General features: G+C 60.4%; 23 protein-coding genes. 5 read left to right on the top strand and 18 right to left on the bottom strand.

Annotation, left to right across the window (positions count from 1 at the left end):
• Positions 1 to 50 precede the first annotated feature (50 nt).
• Both ACLBW8_RS02230 and ppnP read left to right on the top strand, forming a co-directional pair.
• Complete coding sequence (locus ACLBW8_RS02230; protein ID WP_064453427.1) at positions 51 to 593, top strand: exonuclease domain-containing protein; 543 nt, start codon at positions 51 to 53, stop codon at positions 591 to 593.
• Between the two features lie 65 nt (positions 594 to 658).
• Complete coding sequence (gene ppnP / locus ACLBW8_RS02225; RefSeq protein WP_064453428.1) at positions 659 to 943, top strand: pyrimidine/purine nucleoside phosphorylase; 285 nt, start codon at positions 659 to 661, stop codon at positions 941 to 943.
• Between the two features lie 64 nt (positions 944 to 1,007).
• Here ppnP and ACLBW8_RS02220 read toward each other — a convergent pair whose 3' ends face one another.
• Both ACLBW8_RS02220 and ACLBW8_RS02215 read right to left on the bottom strand, forming a co-directional pair.
• Positions 1,008 to 1,814, bottom strand: a complete 807-nt coding sequence (locus tag ACLBW8_RS02220; RefSeq protein ID WP_447804458.1) for an MOSC domain-containing protein — start codon at positions 1,812 to 1,814, stop codon at positions 1,008 to 1,010.
• A 38-nt stretch (positions 1,815 to 1,852) separates the two neighbouring features.
• The gene (locus ACLBW8_RS02215; RefSeq protein WP_447804457.1) at positions 1,853 to 2,788 is read right to left on the bottom strand and encodes a chemotaxis protein CheV; all 936 of its coding nucleotides are present in this window, start codon (positions 2,786 to 2,788) and stop codon (positions 1,853 to 1,855) included.
• A 533-nt stretch (positions 2,789 to 3,321) separates the two neighbouring features.
• Between ACLBW8_RS02215 and ACLBW8_RS02210 the strand changes: the two genes are divergently transcribed.
• From ACLBW8_RS02210 to ACLBW8_RS02200, 3 genes are all read left to right on the top strand, one after another.
• A complete protein-coding gene (locus ACLBW8_RS02210; RefSeq protein ID WP_447804456.1) occupies positions 3,322 to 3,771 on the top strand; it encodes a hypothetical protein in 450 nt (149 codons plus the stop codon).
• Between the two features lie 383 nt (positions 3,772 to 4,154).
• Positions 4,155 to 5,048 carry a sensor histidine kinase gene (locus ACLBW8_RS02205; RefSeq protein ID WP_447804455.1) on the top strand — a complete coding sequence of 298 codons (894 nt, stop codon included), beginning with the start codon at positions 4,155 to 4,157 and terminating at the stop codon, positions 5,046 to 5,048.
• Positions 5,045 to 5,704, top strand: coding sequence for a response regulator transcription factor (locus ACLBW8_RS02200; protein WP_064453432.1), 660 nt, complete (start codon positions 5,045 to 5,047; stop codon positions 5,702 to 5,704). Before ACLBW8_RS02205 ends, ACLBW8_RS02200 begins: the two co-directional genes overlap by 4 nt.
• Here the strand turns inward: ACLBW8_RS02200 and yegS are convergent.
• From yegS to fleN, 16 genes are all read right to left on the bottom strand, one after another.
• Entirely contained in the window at positions 5,663 to 6,583 is a 921-nt protein-coding gene (yegS, locus tag ACLBW8_RS02195; protein ID WP_064453433.1) for a lipid kinase YegS, read from the bottom strand. The two genes, ACLBW8_RS02200 and yegS, sit on opposite strands and share 42 nt — an antisense overlap.
• Positions 6,584 to 6,674: 91 nt before the next feature.
• Positions 6,675 to 7,220 (bottom strand): hypothetical protein, encoded by a 546-nt coding sequence (locus ACLBW8_RS02190; RefSeq protein ID WP_447804454.1) that lies wholly within the window; start codon positions 7,218 to 7,220, stop codon positions 6,675 to 6,677.
• Between the two features lie 32 nt (positions 7,221 to 7,252).
• A complete protein-coding gene (locus ACLBW8_RS02185; protein WP_447804453.1) occupies positions 7,253 to 7,576 on the bottom strand; it encodes a hypothetical protein in 324 nt (107 codons plus the stop codon).
• 23 nt (positions 7,577 to 7,599) lie between these two features.
• On the bottom strand, positions 7,600 to 7,878 hold the full coding sequence (locus ACLBW8_RS02180) for a hypothetical protein (RefSeq protein WP_064454988.1): 279 nt from the start codon (positions 7,876 to 7,878) through the stop codon (positions 7,600 to 7,602).
• Between the two features lie 246 nt (positions 7,879 to 8,124).
• Complete coding sequence (locus ACLBW8_RS02175; RefSeq protein ID WP_447804452.1) at positions 8,125 to 8,517, bottom strand: DUF2802 domain-containing protein; 393 nt, start codon at positions 8,515 to 8,517, stop codon at positions 8,125 to 8,127.
• Complete coding sequence (locus ACLBW8_RS02170; RefSeq protein WP_064453437.1) at positions 8,518 to 9,000, bottom strand: chemotaxis protein CheW; 483 nt, start codon at positions 8,998 to 9,000, stop codon at positions 8,518 to 8,520.
• 80 nt (positions 9,001 to 9,080) lie between these two features.
• Positions 9,081 to 9,881, bottom strand: a complete 801-nt coding sequence (locus tag ACLBW8_RS02165) for a CheW domain-containing protein (protein ID WP_447804451.1) — start codon at positions 9,879 to 9,881, stop codon at positions 9,081 to 9,083.
• A complete protein-coding gene (locus tag ACLBW8_RS02160) occupies positions 9,881 to 10,669 on the bottom strand; it encodes a ParA family protein (RefSeq protein WP_064453439.1) in 789 nt (262 codons plus the stop codon). The genes ACLBW8_RS02165 and ACLBW8_RS02160 overlap by 1 nt, the downstream gene beginning before the upstream one ends.
• A 51-nt stretch (positions 10,670 to 10,720) precedes the next feature.
• On the bottom strand, positions 10,721 to 11,608 hold the full coding sequence (gene motD / locus ACLBW8_RS02155) for a flagellar motor protein MotD (RefSeq protein ID WP_064453440.1): 888 nt from the start codon (positions 11,606 to 11,608) through the stop codon (positions 10,721 to 10,723).
• Positions 11,609 to 11,623: 15 nt separating this feature from the next.
• On the bottom strand, positions 11,624 to 12,364 hold the full coding sequence (locus ACLBW8_RS02150) for a flagellar motor protein (RefSeq protein WP_064453441.1): 741 nt from the start codon (positions 12,362 to 12,364) through the stop codon (positions 11,624 to 11,626).
• On the bottom strand, positions 12,364 to 13,494 hold the full coding sequence (locus ACLBW8_RS02145) for a protein-glutamate methylesterase/protein-glutamine glutaminase (protein ID WP_064453442.1): 1,131 nt from the start codon (positions 13,492 to 13,494) through the stop codon (positions 12,364 to 12,366). The genes ACLBW8_RS02150 and ACLBW8_RS02145 overlap by 1 nt, the downstream gene beginning before the upstream one ends.
• Before the next feature lie 47 nt (positions 13,495 to 13,541).
• Positions 13,542 to 15,764 carry a chemotaxis protein CheA gene (locus ACLBW8_RS02140; RefSeq protein WP_447804450.1) on the bottom strand — a complete coding sequence of 741 codons (2,223 nt, stop codon included), beginning with the start codon at positions 15,762 to 15,764 and terminating at the stop codon, positions 13,542 to 13,544.
• Between the two features lie 11 nt (positions 15,765 to 15,775).
• The gene (locus ACLBW8_RS02135; protein ID WP_064453444.1) at positions 15,776 to 16,564 is read right to left on the bottom strand and encodes a protein phosphatase CheZ; all 789 of its coding nucleotides are present in this window, start codon (positions 16,562 to 16,564) and stop codon (positions 15,776 to 15,778) included.
• An 18-nt stretch (positions 16,565 to 16,582) separates the two neighbouring features.
• Positions 16,583 to 16,957, bottom strand: coding sequence for a chemotaxis response regulator CheY (locus ACLBW8_RS02130; protein ID WP_003192908.1), 375 nt, complete (start codon positions 16,955 to 16,957; stop codon positions 16,583 to 16,585).
• A gap of 171 nt (positions 16,958 to 17,128) precedes the next feature.
• Positions 17,129 to 17,869: an RNA polymerase sigma factor FliA gene (fliA, locus tag ACLBW8_RS02125; protein WP_053257288.1), complete on the bottom strand. Its 741-nt coding sequence runs from the start codon at positions 17,867 to 17,869 to the stop codon at positions 17,129 to 17,131.
• Complete coding sequence (gene fleN, locus ACLBW8_RS02120; RefSeq protein WP_003192912.1) at positions 17,866 to 18,699, bottom strand: flagellar synthesis regulator FleN; 834 nt, start codon at positions 18,697 to 18,699, stop codon at positions 17,866 to 17,868. Before fleN ends, fliA begins: the two co-directional genes overlap by 4 nt.
• Positions 18,700 to 18,714 lie beyond the last annotated feature (15 nt).

Raw genomic sequence — 18,714 nt, 5'->3', positions numbered from 1 at the left:
GCGCTACGCTCTATCCCCAACAGGAAAGGACGAGTACGGGAACCTGCACGATGCCTCATTGGCTGATTATTGACCTTGAAGCCACAACGGATGAAGGCGGCTGGCCCGTGACGGAGATGGAAGTCATCGAGATCGGCGCAAGCCTGGTGAACCGCCAGGGCCGCGAGCTGGATCACTTCCAGCGCTTTGTGCGGCCGCTGCGTCGCCCATTGCTGACGCCTTTCTGCCGCCAGCTCACTCACATCACCCAGGCCAACATCGACGCTGCTGCGCCGATTACTGAGGTATGGCCGCTCTTCGAGCGCTGGCTGGGCCAACATCACTCACGCCTGGAAGGCTGGGCCAGTTGGGGTGACTACGATCGGGCACAGCTTGAGCTTGAATGGCAACGCCATGGCCTGGCCAGCGCGCTTGCCCAGACGCCGCATGTGAACCTCAAGCAGCGCTTCGCCAAGGCCCGGCGCCTGGACAAGCCGCTGGGGCTCAACGGCGCGCTGCAATTGGCGGGGATGCAGTTCCATGGCCAGCAACATCGGGCGCTGGAAGATGCGCGCAACACCGCACGCCTGCTGCCGTTGATTTTGCCGGTCTAGGCAGCTCCCCTCGCCTTGGGCATACTGGCCAACCTTTCCAGCCCCTTTCTTCCGAGGATTCCCCCATGTTCAAAGTCAACGAATACTTCGACGGCACCGTCAAGTCGATCGCTTTCGGCACCGCAGAAGGTCCGGCGACCATCGGCGTGATGGCCCCGGGTGAATACGAATTCGGCACCGCCCAGCGTGAAATCATGCACGTGGTGTCCGGCGCCTTGAGCGTCAAACTGCCTGACGCCAACGACTGGGAAACCTTCGCCGCCGGCAGCCAGTTCAATGTACCGGCCAACAGCAAGTTCCATCTGAAGGTCGCTGTAGACACGGCTTACCTGTGCGAATACCGCGGCTAAGCGTTCGCCCGGACAAAAAAATGCCCATCTCGCAGGAGACGGGCATTTTTTATGGGCGAATGAATTACTCGAGAATGGTCACCGGCATACCCACTTCCAGGTGCCCCAGGCCGTCGTTGACCAGGTTCTGGCCGAACATCACATCGCCGTCTTGCTCGCGGTAGGTCTTGAGCGTGGTCAACGGTTCGCGGTCGGCACTGCGCTCGCCGCTGGATGGGTCAATGGTGGTGAGGATGCAGCGTGAGCACGACTTGACCACGCGAAACTCCACATCGCCAATGCGCACACGCTTCCAACCATCTTCGGCGAAGGCCTCGCTGCCTTCTATCACCAGGTTGGGGCGAAACCGCAGCATCTCCATGGGGCGGCCAATGCGCTGGGACAAGTCATCCAGGGAGGCCTGACCGATCAACAGCAGCGGGAAGCCATCGGCGAATCCAACTTTGTCGTCATCCTTGCCGTAGCCATCTTGAGTGGTGCGCGCGCGCTCCACCGGCACTTGCACCAACCGCGTCGGCTTGCCGATAAAGTCGCTGACCCAGGCCGCCGCCGCGGCGCCCGCATCCGGCACGCGCAAGGTGTCGCGCCAGATAGTCACGCCGCGCAATTCGGCGTCGCTGCTCGGCAGAGCCACGTCCAGCGACGCAAAACCAGGTGAACTCAGGGTCAGGCCACCGGCACTGTTCCACAACGCCGACAACTGGCTCATCTTCGCCACCGCCCGCTGCGTGAGGAACCGCCCGCTGCCTTCGTCCACCAGCATCCAGCGTCGATCACCGGCCAGCCCGAGTTCATCCAGGCCGATATGCTGCAAGGTTTCGGCCTTGCCGGACTTCAAGGGATAACGGTAAAGCGCGCTGAGACGAAGCATGGGCCTGCATTCCTGAGGGGCAAAGCGTCACCCTAAGGTCATGCGGGCACTACGTCCAGCATCAGTCGCTGGCGCACCACATCCACCAGCTTGTCCGGCTGGAATTTGGACAGGAAGTTATCGCAACCGACCTTCTTCACCATCGAGTCGTTGAAGCTGCCCGACAACGAGGTGTGCAACACCACGTAAAGCCCACGCAGGCGCGGGTCGTTGCGGATTTCAGTGGTCAGGCGGTAGCCGTCCATCTCGGGCATTTCAGCGTCGGTGAAGATCATCAGCAATTTGTCGGTCATCACCTGGCCGGTGTCGGCCCAGGCCTTGAGCATGTTCAGTGCCTTGAGGCCGTCACTGGCGATATGCATCTTCACGCCCAGTTGCCCCAGGGTGTCGCGCAGTTGCGAGAGGGCCACATTGGAGTCGTCCACCAACAGCACTTCACGGCCACGGGCGCGTTCCAACACCGGGTCTTCGAGTTTTTCACGAGAGACTTTGGCGTTATAGGGCACGATTTCAGCGAGGACTTTTTCCACGTCGATGATTTCCACCAACTGGTCATCGACCTTGCTGATGGCCGTGAGGTAATGCTGGCGCCCGGCGCTGGCCGGTGGCGGCAGGATGGCTTCCCAGTTCATATTGACGATGCGGTCCACGCCGCCCACCAGGAAGGCCTGCACCGAACGGTTGTACTCGGTGACGATAATCGTGCTGTTGGGCCCCGGCACCAGCGGGCGCATGCCGATGGCCTGGGACAGGTCAATCACCGGCAGGGTCTGGCCACGCAGGTTGACCACACCGCACACAAATGGATGCCGCTGGGGCATCAGGGTCAACTTGGGCAACTGCAAGACTTCCTGCACCTTAAACACGTTGATCGCGAACAGCTGCCGTCCCGCCAGGCGAAACATAAGAATCTCCAGGCGATTCTCACCCACCAGTTGCGTGCGTTGATCTACCGTGTCGAGAATGCCGGCCATTGAAAGCTCCTGATGTGGGATTGTGCAGTTCACTAAGCTTGTTATCGGCGGCAAGCGCCAGACCTTGACCCTTGTAAAATGCCATGTAAATTCATTGATGTCACACTGACATCATGGTTTACTGCAACCGCCTCTCCAAACGGCAGTACACCCACGTTGCGCGACCTAAAAATCGACGCGAGGTTCCGCTGTGTAAGGGATTCCCCTACGCACAATCAGGCCCAACCTGATATTCGCGATATCTAATAGCCATTAATGTGACGCCATTCTCATTGCATGAATGGAGTCAGGCTTTTGTTTGCCATCCCAAGCCCTCGGCCCACGGGTCTTCCAGACGTATACGTGGCGGCAGCCAAAGTTGTGCAAGCGGCCCGAATGACGAGGGCGTTCTACAGCTATCGCGATCATTCAAATAACGGTCCTACTGAAATTTCAGAACCAGGCTACAGATCTCAGTCATATTTCAGCGGTAGTTTTACGCCATTCACCCGGTGCGACATCTCACCACCCGACCTTATGTTGCGGAGACTTGCATGATGAACAATGCAAACGAATGGCAAACCGCACTTCCCGAATTTCTGCTCGAAGCCGAAATGCTCTTGGAAAAATCGCAAGAGTGCTTGAACCACCTTCATCTGATTCGCAACGACAGCGACGCCATCGACTGCATGAAAAGCAGCCTGGCCAACCTGGCTGAAAAAGCCGAAGGCCTGGCCCTGCAGGCGATCAGCGAATTCTCCCGGCATATTCAATACTTGATTGCGAATGCCGCGGGCCCCATGGAGTTGCATGACCAGGCGCTGAATGCCCTGCATGACTGCCTGACACTGCTGGCGTGGCAACTGGAGCTGATCGACACCCGCACCGGCGAACTGGCCCTGGATAAAAGCGAACAAACCACACTGATTGCGACGGTAACCTTGCAGATCCCACAAAAAGACTTCGCTAATAAACCGCAGCAGCGTGTGCATCACGCGTCTTGAGCGCTGACCAGGTCGTATTTGTCGCCAAGTTATCTAAAAACGACCGTTCCTTTAGCGGTCGATAAAGGTGCGCGAGCAAAAACATATCAATTAGCCATCAACGCAGTAACGATACCCGCCAACTTGATTTATATAACTATCCGTTTTTAACCTAGGGGTCCTTTGAACTATAGGACCAAGGCGCGGCGCATCTGGCCGGTTATTAAACCCGCCAGCGTGCGGCGCCAGGCGACCAACGGTAATAGTGGTGGTACTATGCCCCGCTCGAAGTGACTCAACTTCATCATGTATAAAAAAACGTTTCTGCACCGTATTCCAAATAGAGCCCTGTCAGCCGCCGTGACCGGTCTTCCCGCAGCGAACCTTCATTGGCTCCATCCGCTATGTACGCCAGCCTAAAGTCACTCATCGCAAGGTCCGTGTCCCGCAGCAATACACGTCGCTTGGTCCTCGCCCTGTGCCTTTGCTCACTGCTGGTCAGCCTGTGGGCCTATAGCCGCTCCGCGCCGTTGCCGTTACTGATTCTGCTGCTCAACCTGGCCACGCTGGTGGTGGTGGGCTTGCAGCAGTGGGGCTCGCGCAAGTCGATAAAATTCCAGCCACAGGAATTGGCCGACCGCCTGCTGCAAGTCCAGGAAAACGAACGTCACCGCCTCAGCCGCGAACTGCATGACGACATCGGCCAACTGCTCACCGCCGCCAAACTGCAAAGCGAATGGCTCAAGCGCCGCCTGCCGGACGACCTGCAGAGCCAATGCACAGTGCTGTGCAACACCTTGAATGAAACCCTGGCCAAAGTGCGCGACGTGTCCGCCATCCTCAACCCTCGGCAGCTGGCCAGCCTGGGTTTAGAGGCGAGCCTGCGCGCGCATTTGCTCAAGACCCTGGAAAACACCCCGATCCATTGGAGCCTGGAATGCCAGCAACGGCTGACCGGTATCCCGGAAGAAATGGCCGTGGCAGCGTTTCGCATCACCCAGGAAGCGGTGACCAATATGCTTCGCCATGCCCAGGCGCACAATTTGCTGGTACGCCTGCAACGCCTGCCCGAAGGCCTGTCGCTGATGATCTGCGATGACGGCCGGGGCTTTTCGCCCGCCATCAACCCGGGCCGGGAAGGCCAACGAGGCATGGCCGGCATGTCCGAGCGGATCGATCAACTGGGGGGCGCTTTGAAGGTCAGCAGCCAGCCAGGCAAAGGAACACGGATCGATGCGCTTTTCCCCTGGGCGCCCCGCGCCCTCGATCGGGCCAGTTCCCCTAAGGTTCTCGAGTGACCTGCACTTTACTCCTGGTGGATGACCACGCACTGATCCGGGCCGGCGTACGCGCGCTGATCCAGGATATGCCCGGCTATACCGTAGTCGGCGAGGCCAGCGATGGCGCGCAGTTGCTGGAGAAATTCAGCACCCTGCAACCGAATATCGTGCTGCTGGACCTGTCGATGAAATACACCGGTGGCCTGGACGCGTTACAGCAACTCAAGGCAACCTACCCCAAAAGCAAGGTGCTGATCCTGTCGATGCACACCGATCCGGAGTTGATCATGCGCGCGCTGGAGTCCGGCGCCCATGGCTACCTGCTCAAAGACACCACGGCCAACGAGCTGGAACACGCCCTGATGGCCTTGCGCAACAACGAGCGCTACCTGAGCCCCGCCATTGCCCACACGGTGATCAATCAGGCGCTGATCCGCAGCCAGGGCCCCATCGGCGCCGTCGCCGACAGCCACAACCTCACGGCACGCCAGCTGGAGATTCTGCGCTTGATCGTGCGTGGTAAATCCACCCGGGAAATCGCCCAGGGCCTGGGCTTGAGCATCAAGACCGTGGAGGCGCATCGCTCGCAGATCATGAAACGCCTGCAGATATTCGATGTGGCGGGCCTGGTGTTATTCGCCGTTCGCGAGCAGATCATCAGCCTGGACGACTAACGGCGACGCCAGTGGCAAGTGAACGCGCAGGGCTTTGGGCAATGCACTGAAGCGCAAGTCGTCACCTTTCAAGGGCTCACCATCCAGGTTGATGTACAGCCCTTCGGCCACCTTGATCTCGACCCACGGCAAGCGCGCCCGCACAAACATATTGTCCAGTCCCCAACCATCGCTCATCAGGGTGAGCAGCGTGCCGACCACTTCCTGGGGCGCCGGCAGGATGCTGATGTCCAGCAAGCCGTCATCGGCCAACGCGCCAGGGCACAACACATGCCCACCGCCCGCCTGGCGACCGTTGCCGATACCAAGGGCGAGCAGGTCACCCTTCCAGTGAAAGCCGGGCCCTTCCAACTCGCCATAAGCGGCCTTCAATTCGCTGAAACGCGTCAGGCCGGTGAACAGGTAGGCCGCGCCGCCCAGCACTTTTTTCAGGTCTTCGGAGGTGTTGGCGGTGACCTGGCTGCCAAAACCGCCAGTGGCCATGTTGAGGAATATTTGCCCACCGGCCTGCCCGAGGTCGATGGCCCTTGGCGGCACATCCAGCAGGGCCAGTGCGCGGGCAGGATCCAATGGCACACCGGCGGCGCGGGCGAAATCATTGGCGGTGCCCAACGGCATCAGCACCAGGCTGGCCTCGGTCTTGGCCAACGCCATGGCCTCGGCCACATCGCGCAGGGTGCCGTCGCCGCCACCGGCAATCAGGTGGGTATAGCCGTCAGCCAGCGCCTCATTGACCAGGCGCTGGGCGTCGCCGCCCTCCCACGTGACTCGCACCGCCAGCTCCCAGCCCAGTTCGCGCCGGGCCTGCACGGCGGCGCGCACATCCTCATTGAGGGCTTGCTTGCCGTGCAGAATCAGCAGTGCCTTGTGGGTGGTCATGTGGGGGATCTCCTGGGTTTAAAGGTACTTGAAGGATGTTGACCTTTGCCGGAGAGAAAAAAGCCATCGGGGACGCAAATTTATTGCCTGTCTAGAAGTTATCCATCGCGTTGCACATCGATACCTTGCCCTTGGGCACAGGTTCTACAGCGTCCCATTGCTTGCCGTCCGCAGACAGCTCATGCAACTGGATTGAACAGTCCGCATAAAGGGTCGCCTGCACCCTGTAGTCCACGCCAGGTCGAGGCACGAAGGTCATGCTGCTGAAGCATTGCCGGGCATACTGCAATTGCCCCAGGTAATGCAGCGCGATCGGTTGGTTCGCAGGCACCACCAGCTCCGTGGTCACCGCACCGTTCCAGGTATACACCGGCCCGGGCATGTTAAGGCTTTCGCCATTGTGGTCGGGGAAGCCGGATTTGGTCGACGCCATCACCCCGGCGCCCGGCACATTCCAGTCCAGGCAGTCACGCCCCGGCACTGCGCGCACCAAGCCATCGGTGATCAACCGCACGCGGGCGGTCTCGCCGGAATGCGGCGGGATATAGCCGGTGGACAGGGAACGGATGTTCGCCACCTGGCCGCACCCGGTCAGCAGCACCAGCAACGCAACGGGCATAACACGCAAACCGGTCATTTGCATTCAACTCGCGGAGAAAGAAAGGGCCGTTACGGCTGGCGACAATTCTGGTTTACCGACAACAGCGGCGCCGGATCGTACTTCACGCGCTGCAAACCATCGGCGCCCTGGAAGATGAAATACTTGATGCGGCAATCCTTGAACATCGTCGAGTAGCCTTCCGCGCGAAAGCCCTGGCCATCGACCTGCTTGATCACGGTATTGTTGCGGCTCACTACCGCGAGCACCTGTGCGTAGCTGTCCCCCATCTTCACCCCGGGCTCGCCGGTCTCGGTCATCGACGAAGCGCAACCGCCCAACGCTACTGCCGCCAGTATCAGCGCGGCGCCGTACCCTCCATTGCGTGTGGTCATCCCTGTTTCCTTTTGATAAAGCGTTAACGGCGGCCTTCGCACACCGGTGATTCACTGATGCGCCCGGTCTTGCACAGGTCGAGTTTGTCTTTGCGGTTGAAGCCCGCGTCCTTCATGCAGTAGAAGCGCGTCAGCCTGATATCGACAGGCGATCGGTCTCCCGCACCGTCCAGGTTGGTGTACCCGCAGGCACGCATGGCGGTTTTTACGCCGTCAAGGGATACACCGGATTTGTACCATTGCGAGAAGTCTGGGGGCGGCGGTTGAAAGGGGGTACAGGCGCTGAGCGCAAAAGCGCAGATGAGGACGCAGGCAGCAGCGCAAGACGGCCGCAAACCAACCGCTTTTATTCCAACGAGCGCGTGGAAAGACATTCTTCATCCTTGTGAGTGAACCGTCCTACAGGTGCAGGATTGGTCATCACACAGACGAGAAAGTGCCCTGACTATGCGAGGCACTTGTGACACGACCCGCAACGTCTCGGTCAACGGTGGGAGCTGGCCACAGGAAAGTCAGCCAGCAACGTCGGACAGATGCAGCAACCTACGTCAGCTCTTGTGCAATTTACTCATCAACTGCGCCTCAGCCTGGGTCAACCCACACGACTGCGTGAGCTCATCCACGGTCGCGCCCATGCCCACCAGCTTCGCCGCCTGGGCAAATGACAGGCTCGACGGGTCGCGCTGTTCGATCTGCGCCAGCTTGTCCGGCAACGGCCCGAGGATCGCGCGCAGTTCGTGCACCTCGTCCCCGACCTTCACCGCACTCTGCTGGAAGTGATCCACGCGCCTGACCAGGTCCAGAATGCGCCGGTCACGCACGCCGTCGCGCTCGGCCTGTTGCAGGGCCAGTTCGCGCTGCTGGCGCATATAGCGCAGCAGGAAAGCCAACGTCCCGGCCCACAACAGGGCCAGGACAATCACCGCCGCTTCAAGAAACAATCAGATGTTCTCCAGATCCGACCACTCTTCTTCGCTCATCATCTTGTCCAGCTCAACCAGAATCAGCAATTCGCCGTTCTTGTTGCACACGCCCTGGATGAACTTGGCCGATTCCTCGTTGCCCACGTTCGGCGCGGTTTCCACTTCCGATTGGCGCAGGTAAACCACTTCGGCCACGCTGTCGACCATGATCCCGACCACTTGCTTGTCGGCTTCAATGATGACGATACGGGTGTTGTCGTTGACTTCGGTCGGCGCCAGGCCAAAACGCTGGCGGGTGTCGATCACCGTTACCACGTTGCCGCGCAGGTTGATGATGCCCAGCACGTAGCTTGGCGCACCCGGTACCGGCGCAATTTCGGTGTAGCGCAGCACTTCTTGCACGCGCATCACGTTGATGCCATAGGACTCGTTGTCCAGTTTGAAGGTAACCCATTGCAGGATCGGATCATCCAAACTTTGTGCGGACGCTGACTTATTCATACCCCTGACCCCTTCAAATGCCGTTGTACACGGCGTGTGTGCTTCGCTGACCGCACTTGCATGCGGACCTTATTGTTCAATCAACTGCGTTTGTTCTGCGGCATCGCCTTGACGGCGCCACTGGCGATCAACTCGGCCAGTTCGGCGACGTCGAGCAAGGCGCACATGTGCTCAATCACGGTGCCCGCCAACCAAGGCCGCTGGCCTCGGTGACTGCGCCATTTGATTTCGTTCGGGTCCAGGCGCAATGAGCGACTGACTTGATGCACCGCCAGCCCCCACTCGTAGCCCTGCACCGAGATCACGTACTGCAAACCCTGGCGGAAGTCATCGCGGTAGCGGTCGGGCATCACCCAGCGCGCGGTGTCCAGCACCTTGAGGTTACCGGCCTGGCTGGGCAGGATGCCGAGGAACCACTCCGGTTGCCCGAACAGCGGTGTCAGCTCCTGGCCTTCAAGCGAATAGATCGAACCCAGGCACACCAGCGGCACCGCCAGGGTCAACCCGGCGACGTCGAACAGCAGGCATTCGAACGGCTCGGCGGCCCATGCCGGGCGGTCATCACCGCTCACCGGCGGCGGCGTGATGCTCGGCGGCAGGTGGACTTCCACCACCGGCTCGACCACCACGGGCGCCACAACTACTGGAGCTACCGGAGCTACCGGTGCGACAACCGGTGCGACCACAACGTGGGCATCACGCGCCTGTTCTTCCAGCACAGCCAGCTGGAATTCATCCAGCGTGCTTTCTGCTTCTACGACCGGTTCAAGTACCAGAATCGGTTCCGGCAGTTCCTCCTCGGTCGCATCCTGCAGCAGGGCATCCAGGTAGGATTCCAGTGCCAGTTGCGGCCGGGTCTTGAGTTTGACAGGACGGTTCATCACGCCACCTGCGCCACAAGCTGCTGCGACAGCAGATGCTTGAGCAAGGCGCGGTAGGCCAGCACGCCACGGCTTTTGCCGTCGAACTGCGAAGGCGTCAGGCCTGCACGGCTGGCATCACGCAGGCGCGTGTCCACTGGAATGTAGCCTTGCCAGATGGTCTCCGGGTAAGCATCACGCAACACACGCAAAGTGCCGAGGGAGGCCTGGGTGCGGCGGTCGAACAAGGTCGGCACGATGCTGAAAGGCAGCGCCTGTTTGCGCGATCGGTTGATCATCGCCAGGGTGCTGACCATGCGTTCCAGGCCTTTGACCGCCAAGTGCTCGGTCTGTACCGGGATCACCAACTGCTGGCTGGCGGCCAAGGCGTTGACCATCAGCACACCGAGCAATGGCGGGCTGTCGATGATCGCGTAGTCGAAGTCTTGCCACAGCTGCGCCAGCGTCTTGGCGATCACCAGGCCCAAACCGCTCTGCCCCGGCGACTGGCGCTCTAGGGTGGCCAGGGCGGTGCTCGACGGCAGCAGGGAGATGCTGTCGTTACTGGTGGGCAGCAACAGTTGCCCGGGCAAATCGCTCGGCACGCTGCCCTTGTGCAGGAACAGGTCGTAGCAGCTGTGCTCCAGCGCATCCGGGTCGTAGCCGAAATAGCTGGTCATCGAGCCATGCGGGTCCAGGTCGACCACGACGACACGCTTGCCCGCCTCGGCCAGCAAGCCGGCTAAGGCGATGGAGGTGGTCGTCTTGCCGACTCCACCTTTTTGATTGGCAACTGCCCAGACTCTCATTCGGTTGGTTCCTCCCGGCAGGCGATGGCGCGACCGAGACATTGCATAAAGTTATTGAGCCGGTGACGGAGAATTGACGGCGCTCTGACGAACCGACGGCTTAACGGTTGGCGGTGCAGTTTGTGTGCCAGCCCGCTTCAAGGCCGCATCCGGTGTTGCATTGGCGGTACCGGTGCCGGTCAGGCTGCGGCGTACATCCAGGTTGCGTGACACCACCAGCACCACGCGGCGGTTGCGCGCTCGGCCTTCGGCGGTGGCGTTATTGGCCACCGGCTGGAATTCACCATAGCCCACCGACGCCAGGCGCCCAGGGTTTATGCCCTGCATCGCGAGCATGCGCACGATGCTCGACGCCCGGGCCGACGACAGCTCCCAGTTGGTCGGGTACTGCGCAGTGCTGATCGGGAAATTGTCGGTAAAGCCTTCAACGTGAATCGGGTTTTCAAACGGTTTGAGGATCGCCGCGACCTTGTCGATGATGGTGAACGCCTGGTCGCTCGGCAATGCGTCGGCGCTGGCGAACAGCAGGCTGGAGTTCAGCTCGATTTCGACCCACAACTCATTACCGCGCACGGTCATCTGGTTGGATTTGATCAGGTCGCCAAAGGCTGCGCTGATGTCATCGGCGATGCTTTTCAGCGGGTCGCTGGTGCCACCGATGCCGGCGGCGATTTCATCACTGTCGTTGACCAGCGGCTTGGCCGGGGTCACGGTCTTGGGCCGCTCTTCACCAATCGGAATCGGTTTCAGGGCACGGTCGGTGTCATTGAACACGCCGATCAGGGCCTGCGAAATGACTTTGTACTTGCCTTCGTTGATCGACGAGATGGAATACATCACCACGAAAAACGCGAACAGCAAGGTGATGAAGTCCGCGTAGGACACCAGCCAGCGTTCATGGTTGACGTGTTCTTCAGGCTCGCGACGGCGACGGCTCACACTCAATACCTCCCATCAGTCCATGAAGCCCTGGAGCTTCAATTCGATGGAGCGCGGGTTCTCACCCTCGGCAATCGACAACAGACCTTCAAGCAGCATCTCGCGGTAACGCGACTGGCGCATGGCAACCGACTTGAGCTTGCTCGCCACCGGCAACAACACCAGGTTGGCACTCGCCACGCCATAGATGGTGGCGACAAACGCCACGGCAATGCCGCTGCCCAACTGCGACGGGTCGCCCAGGTTGCCCATCACGTGGATCAGGCCCATCACCGCACCGATGATACCGATGGTTGGCGCGTAGCCGCCCATGCTTTCAAAGACTTTGGCGGCGTTGATGTCGCGGCTTTCCTGGGTGAGAAAATCCACCTCCAGGATGCTGCGAATCGCTTCCGGCTCGGCGCCGTCCACCAGCAACTGCAAGCCCTTGCGCGCGTAGCTGTCGGGCTCGGCATCGGCCACGCCTTCCAGGCCCAGCAGGCCTTCCTTGCGTGCGGTGAGGCTCCAGTTGACCACGCGGTCGATACCACCGGGCAGATCAACGCGCGGCGGGAAAATAATCCAGATCAGGATTTGCATTGCGCGCTTGAACGAACTCATGGGCGACTGCAACAACGCAGCGCCCACGGTGCCGCCAATCACGATCAGCGCAGCCGGGCCGTTGGCCAAGGCGCCAAGGTGGCCGCCCTCGAGGTAGTTGCCGCCGATAATTGCGACAAACGCCATGATGATGCCAATCAGGCTCAATACATCCATCAGAGGCAGGCCTCCACCAGATGCTTGCCGATATCGTCCAGGCTATACACGGCGTCGGCCAGGTCCGCTTTGACGATGGCCATGGGCATGCCATAGATCACGCAGCTGGCTTCGTCCTGGGCCCAGATTGCACTGCCGCCCTGCTTGAGCAGGCGAGCGCCTTCACGGCCGTCGGCGCCCATGCCGGTGAGCACCACCGCCAGAACTTTGTCGCCGTAGGACTTTGCCGCCGAACCGAAGGTGATATCCACACACGGCTTGTAGTTCAGGCGCTCGTCACCCGGCAGGATTTTGATCGCACCACGGCCATCAACCATCATCTGCTTGCCGCCCGGGGCCAGCAGTGCCAGGCCAGGACGCAGGATGTCACCATCCTCGGCTTCCTTGACGGTGATGCGGCACAGCTTGTCCAGGCGCTCGGCGAAGGCCTTGGTGAAGGCCGCGGGCATATGCTGGATCAACACGATCGGCGCCGGGAAATTGGCCGGCAGCTGGGTCAACACCCGCTGCAGGGCCACCGGGCCGCCGGTGGATGTACCGATGGCAACCAGCTTGTAGGCCTTGCGCTTGGGCGCTGGCGAATGCGCGCTCGGCGCAGAAGCGCGCACCGGCGGTGCCACAGGGCGCGCCACTGGCGCAGGCGCTGGGCGAGCAAACGACGAAGTGGGCGCAGTGGACGCCGCCGGCGCCGCAACCGGTGCAGGCGCCGGCGCACTGAACAGGCTGCGACGGTTACTGCGCGAAATGCTGTGCACCTTCTCGCACAGCATCTGCTTGACCTTCTCGGGGTTGCGCGAGATGTCTTCGAAATTCTTCGGCAGGAAGTCCACCGCACCGGCGTCCAGCGCATCCAGGGTCACCCGGGCGCCTTCATGAGTCAGCGAGGAGAACATCAACACCGGGGTGGGGCAGCGCTGCATGATATGCCGAACAGCCGTGATGCCATCCATCATCGGCATCTCGTAGTCCATGGTGATCACGTCCGGTTTCAACGCAATGGCTTGATCAATCGCCTCTTTGCCGTTAGTGGCCGTACCGACCACCTGGATGGTTGGATCGGCGGAAAGAATTTCCGAGACGCGGCGGCGGAAGAAACCCGAATCGTCCACCACCAGGACCTTGACTGCCATAAACACTCCGTTAGGCGGGGCGGGCAAACCGCCCTGCCCCGCCAGAATCAAATACGCCGTGCGGCGTAACGCTTGAGCATGCTCGGAACATCGAGAATCAGCGCGATCCGACCGTCACCGGTGATGGTCGCACCCGACATGCCCGGGGTTCCCTGCAGCATTTTGCCCAAAGGCTTGATGACCACTTCTTCCTGGCCGACCAGTTGATCGACGACAAAGCCGATCCGCTGGGTGCCCACGGAGAGAATCACCACATGGCCTTCGCGCTGCTCTTCATGCTTGGCCGATGCCACCAGCCAGCGCTTGAGGTAGAACAGTGGCAACGCCTTGTCGCGTACGATCACCACTTCCTGGCCGTCCACCACGTTGGTGCGCGACAGGTCGAGGTGGAAGATTTCGTTGACGTTGACCAGCGGGAAAGCGAACGCCTGGTTGCCCAGCATCACCATCAGGGTCGGCATGATCGCCAAGGTCAACGGCACCTTGATGACGATCTTCGAGCCCTGGCCCTTGGTCGAGTAGATATTGATCGAGCCGTTGAGCTGGCTGATCTTGGTCTTCACCACGTCCATGCCGACGCCACGGCCGGACACGTCGGAAATCTCGGTCTTGGTCGAGAAGCCCGGGGCGAAGATCAGGTTGTAGCACTCGGTGTCGGTCAGGCGGTCGGCGGCGTCCTTGTCCATCACGCCACGCTTGACTGCGATATTGCGCAAGATCGCCGGGTCCATGCCCTTGCCGTCATCGGTGATCGACAGCAGGATGTGGTCGCCTTCTTGCTCCGCCGCCAGAATCACCTTGCCGTTACGGGACTTGCCCGAGGCTTCGCGCTCTTCCGGGGTTTCGACGCCGTGGTCAACGGCGTTGCGCACCAAGTGGACCAGCGGGTCGGCCAGGGCCTCGACAAGGTTTTTGTCGAGGTCGGTTTCTTCACCCACCAGTTCCAGGTTGATTTCTTTCTTGAGCTGGCGTGCCAGGTCGCGAACTAGACGCGGGAAGCGGCCGAAGACTTTCTTGATCGGCTGCATCCGCGTTTTCATCACCGCGGTCTGCAAGTCGGCAGTGACCACGTCGAGGTTCGACACCGCCTTCTGCATGGCTTCGTCGCCGCTGTTCAGGCCCAGGCGCACCAGGCGGTTACGCACCAACACCAGTTCGCCAACCATGTTCATGATGTCGTCCAGGCGTGCGGTATCAACGCGCACGGTGGTTTCGGCTTCACTGGCAGGCTTCTCGGCCACGGGTGCCGCTGCGGCACGTGCAGGCGCCGGGGCGGCTGCAGGGGCTGGAGCGGGCTTGGCGGCAACCGGGGCGGCGGCTTTGGCCGGCGCAGGTTTCGCCGCGACAGGCGTGGCGGTCGCCGCAGCAGCCGGGGCCACTTCGGTGAACTTGCCCTTGCCGTGCAATTCGTCCAACAAGGCTTCGAATTCGTGATCGGAGATCAGCCCGTCAGCGGCAGGCTCTGCGCTGGCGGCAGGCACGGCAGGCGCGACGACGGCCGTGGCCGCGACTTCCGGCAAGGCTTCGGCCGCAAAGGTGCCTTTGCCATGCAACTGGTCGAGCAACGCTTCAAATTCGTCGTCGGTAATGTCGGTGCTGGCGCTGGCGCTGGCAGCCGGAACTTCCGGCGTAGCGGCAGGTGCCACCGCGTCGGCAGCGAACTGGCCTTTGCCATGCAACTGGTCGAGCAGGGACTCGAATTCAGCGTCGGTAATGTCTTCGCTGGTCGGCGTTGCAGGCGGGGCGACCGCTTGCGGTGCTTCAGCTTCGGCCTTCACCGCACTGAGGGAGTTGAGCAACTGCTCGAACTCGCTGTCCGTCACGTCCGCTTCCGGCTCGGCCACAGGCGCCGCTTCCACCACCGGTGCAACCGAGGTGTCGGCAGGTTCTGCCAGGCGCGCCAGGGCGGCCAGCAGTTCCGGCGTGGCCGCCGTGATCGGTGCACGTTCGCGCACTTCACTGAACATGCCGTTGACCGCATCCAATGCTTCGAGAATCACGTCCATCAGTTCCGAGTCGACGTGTCGCTCACCCTTGCGCAGGATGTCGAATACGTTCTCGGCGATGTGACAGCACTCCACCAGCTCATGGAGCTGGAGGAAGCCGGCGCCCCCTTTTACAGTGTGAAAACCGCGAAAAATTGCATTGAGCAGGTTCGCATCATCCGGGCGGCTTTCCAGCTCGACCAGTTGCTCGGACAGTTGCTCTAAAATTTCGCCGGCCTCTACAAGGAAATCCTGAAGGATTTCTTCATCGGCGCCGAAGCTCATGTGGGTGCTCCTTAGAAGCCTAAACTGGATAACAGGTCATCTACGTCATCCTGACCTGACATAACGTCTTCACGTTTATCGGCATGAATCTGCGGACCTTCACCCTTGGCGAGATGTTTTTGTGGATCTTTTTCCGAGAGGATCGCTTCGCGGTCATGTTCGATGCCGGCAAAACGATCAACTTGGCCAGCCATGAGCACCAATTTGAGCAAGTTGCTTTCCACTTCGGTGACCAACTGGGTCACGCGTTTGATCACCTGACCGGTGAGGTCCTGGTAATCCTGGGCCAGCAGAATGTCATTGAGGTTGCTGGCAACCTTGCGGTTTTCCTCTTCGCTGCGCGACAGAAAAGCGTCGACCCGACGCGCCAACTCACGAAACTCTTCAGCCCCCACTTCCCGACGCATGAAACGGCCCCAGTCAACGCTGAGGGCCTGCGCTTCGGTCGCCATGCCATTGACCAGGGGCGTGGCGTTTTCCACCAGGTCCATGGTGCGGTTGGCCGCCGCCTCAGTCAGCCTGACCACATAGGACAGGCGTTCGGTGGCATCGGTGATTTGGGAGATTTCTTCGGCCTGGGGCATGTGCGGGTCAATCTGAAAATTGACGATCGCACTGTGCAGCTCGCGTGTGAGCTTGCCCACTTCCTGGTACAGGCCGCGGTCACGGGTCTGGTTAAGCTCATGGATTAACTGCACCGCGTCGCCGAACTGGCCTTTTTCAAGGCTTTCGACCAACTGGTGAGCATGCTTTTTCAGGGTCGACTCAAAGTCTGCCTGCGATGATTCTTTATGCTCCATAGCTCCCCCGTGGTGGCATCAGCCGTGGATGCGTTCGAAGATTTTTTCGATCTTCTCTTTCAAGGCCAATGCAGTGAATGGCTTAACCACGTAACCGTTAACCCCGGCTTGGGCGGCTTCGATGATCTGTTCACGCTTGGCTTCGGCGGTCACCATCAGCACAGGCAGGCTGCGCAGTTTTTCATCGGCGCGCACGTGACGCAGCAAGTCGATGCCGGTCATGCCCGGCATGTTCCAGTCGGTTACCAGAAAGTCGATGCTTCCGCTGTTGAGGATAGGAATCGCCGTCAGGCCGTCATCCGCCTCGACCGTGTTGGTGAACCCAAGGTCACGCAACAGGTTTTTTATGATCCGCCGCATCGTTGAGAAGTCATCAACGATGAGGATTTTCATGTTCTTGTCCAATTCGACCTCCAAGCAGTCTTAAACGCGCCCAGCACCTGGACGCGCCATTTCAATCAACAGGCGTTACACAAAAAGGACTGCCAGGGGTACCACGGAACGAACCCGCGAAAGACTTTTCACCTCTCGCCTAATTGCGCTGCAGTATCCCCACACTGCCTGTCAGCGCGCGCGCCACTCTCCCAATCGCCCCCGCAAGCGGGCTGCGCACTGGCTATGCAGCTGGCTGACACGCGATTCGCTGACCCCCAGGACCTCACCGATTTCCTTGAGGTTCAGCTCTTCGTCGTAGTACAGCGCCAACACCAGTCGCTCACGCTCAGGCAAATTGGCAATCGCCTCCGCCAACGCCCCCTGGAAGCGTTCATCTTCCAGGTCGCGCGACGGTTCGAGATGTGCACTCGCGCCGTCCTCGTGCAGCCCTTCGTGTTCGCCGTCCTGCAACAGGTCGTCGAAACTGAACAGGCGGCTGCCCAAGGTATCGTTCAAAATCCCGTAGTAATCGTCGAGACTCAATTGGAGTTCGGCCGCAACTTCATGATCTTTAGCGTCACGACCTGTTTTTGCTTCAATTGCACGAATTGCGTCACTGACCATTCGCGTGTTGCGGTGTACCGAACGCGGCGCCCAGTCCCCTTTACGCACTTCATCGAGCATCGCACCACGGATACGGATACCCGCATACGTCTCGAAACTCGCGCCTTTGCTCGCGTCGTATTTGGTCGACACTTCGAGCAGGCCGATCATGCCGGCCTGGATCAGGTCTTCAACCTGCACACTGGCAGGCAGGCGTGCCAGCAAGTGGTAGGCAATGCGCTTGACCAAGGGCGCATAGCGCTCGATCAATTCGCCTTGGCTGTCACGTGCCGAGTTTTTGTAAAGGTTATAGCCGCTGGCTGTCATAGCACCGGTCCTGCGCTCGTCTGATGCACCAATCGCTCGACGAAAAACTCCAGATGCCCGCGCGGGTTGGCGGGCAACGGCCAAGTATCGACCTTCTGGGCAATAGCCTTGAACGCCAATGCGCACTTCGAACGAGGGAACGCTTCATAGACTGCACGCTGCTTTTGCACAGCCTTGCGCACACACTCGTCATAGGGAACTGCGCCAACGTATTGTAAGGCGACATCGAGGAAGCGATCCGTGACCTTGGTCAACTTGGCGAACAGGTTTCGCCCTTCCTGCGGGCTTTGGGCCATGTTGGCCAGCACACGGAAGCGATTCATGCCGTAGTCACGGTTAAGCAGTTTGATCAGGGCGTAGGCATCGGTGATGGAGGTGGGCTCATCGCAGACCACCAGCAGCACTTCCTGGGCAGCGCGCACGAAGCTGACCACGGACTCGCCGATCCCGGCGGCGGTGTCGATCACCAGCACGTCGAGGTTGTCGCCGATGTCACTGAACGCCTGGATCAGGCCGGCGTGCTGCGCCGGGCTCAGATGCACCATGCTCTGGGTACCCGAGGCCGCCGGCACGATACGAATGCCACCGGGACCTTGCAGCAGCACATCGCGCAGCTCGCAGCGGCCCTCGATCACATCGGCAAGGGTGTGTTTGGGTGTCAGCCCCAGCAGAACGTCGACGTTCGCCAGCCCCAGGTCAGCATCCAGCAGCATGACCCGACGGCCAAGCTCTGCCAGGGCCAGGGACAAATTCACTGACACGTTAGTTTTTCCGACGCCACCTTTGCCGCCGGTCACCGCGATCACCTGTACGGGATGCATGCTGCCCATTTTATTTCTTTACCT

Source organism: Pseudomonas sp. M5A4_2d (assembly GCF_053345295.1).
Note: the sequence above shows the minus strand (reverse complement) of the source record. Positions and strands in the feature narration are given on the sequence as shown.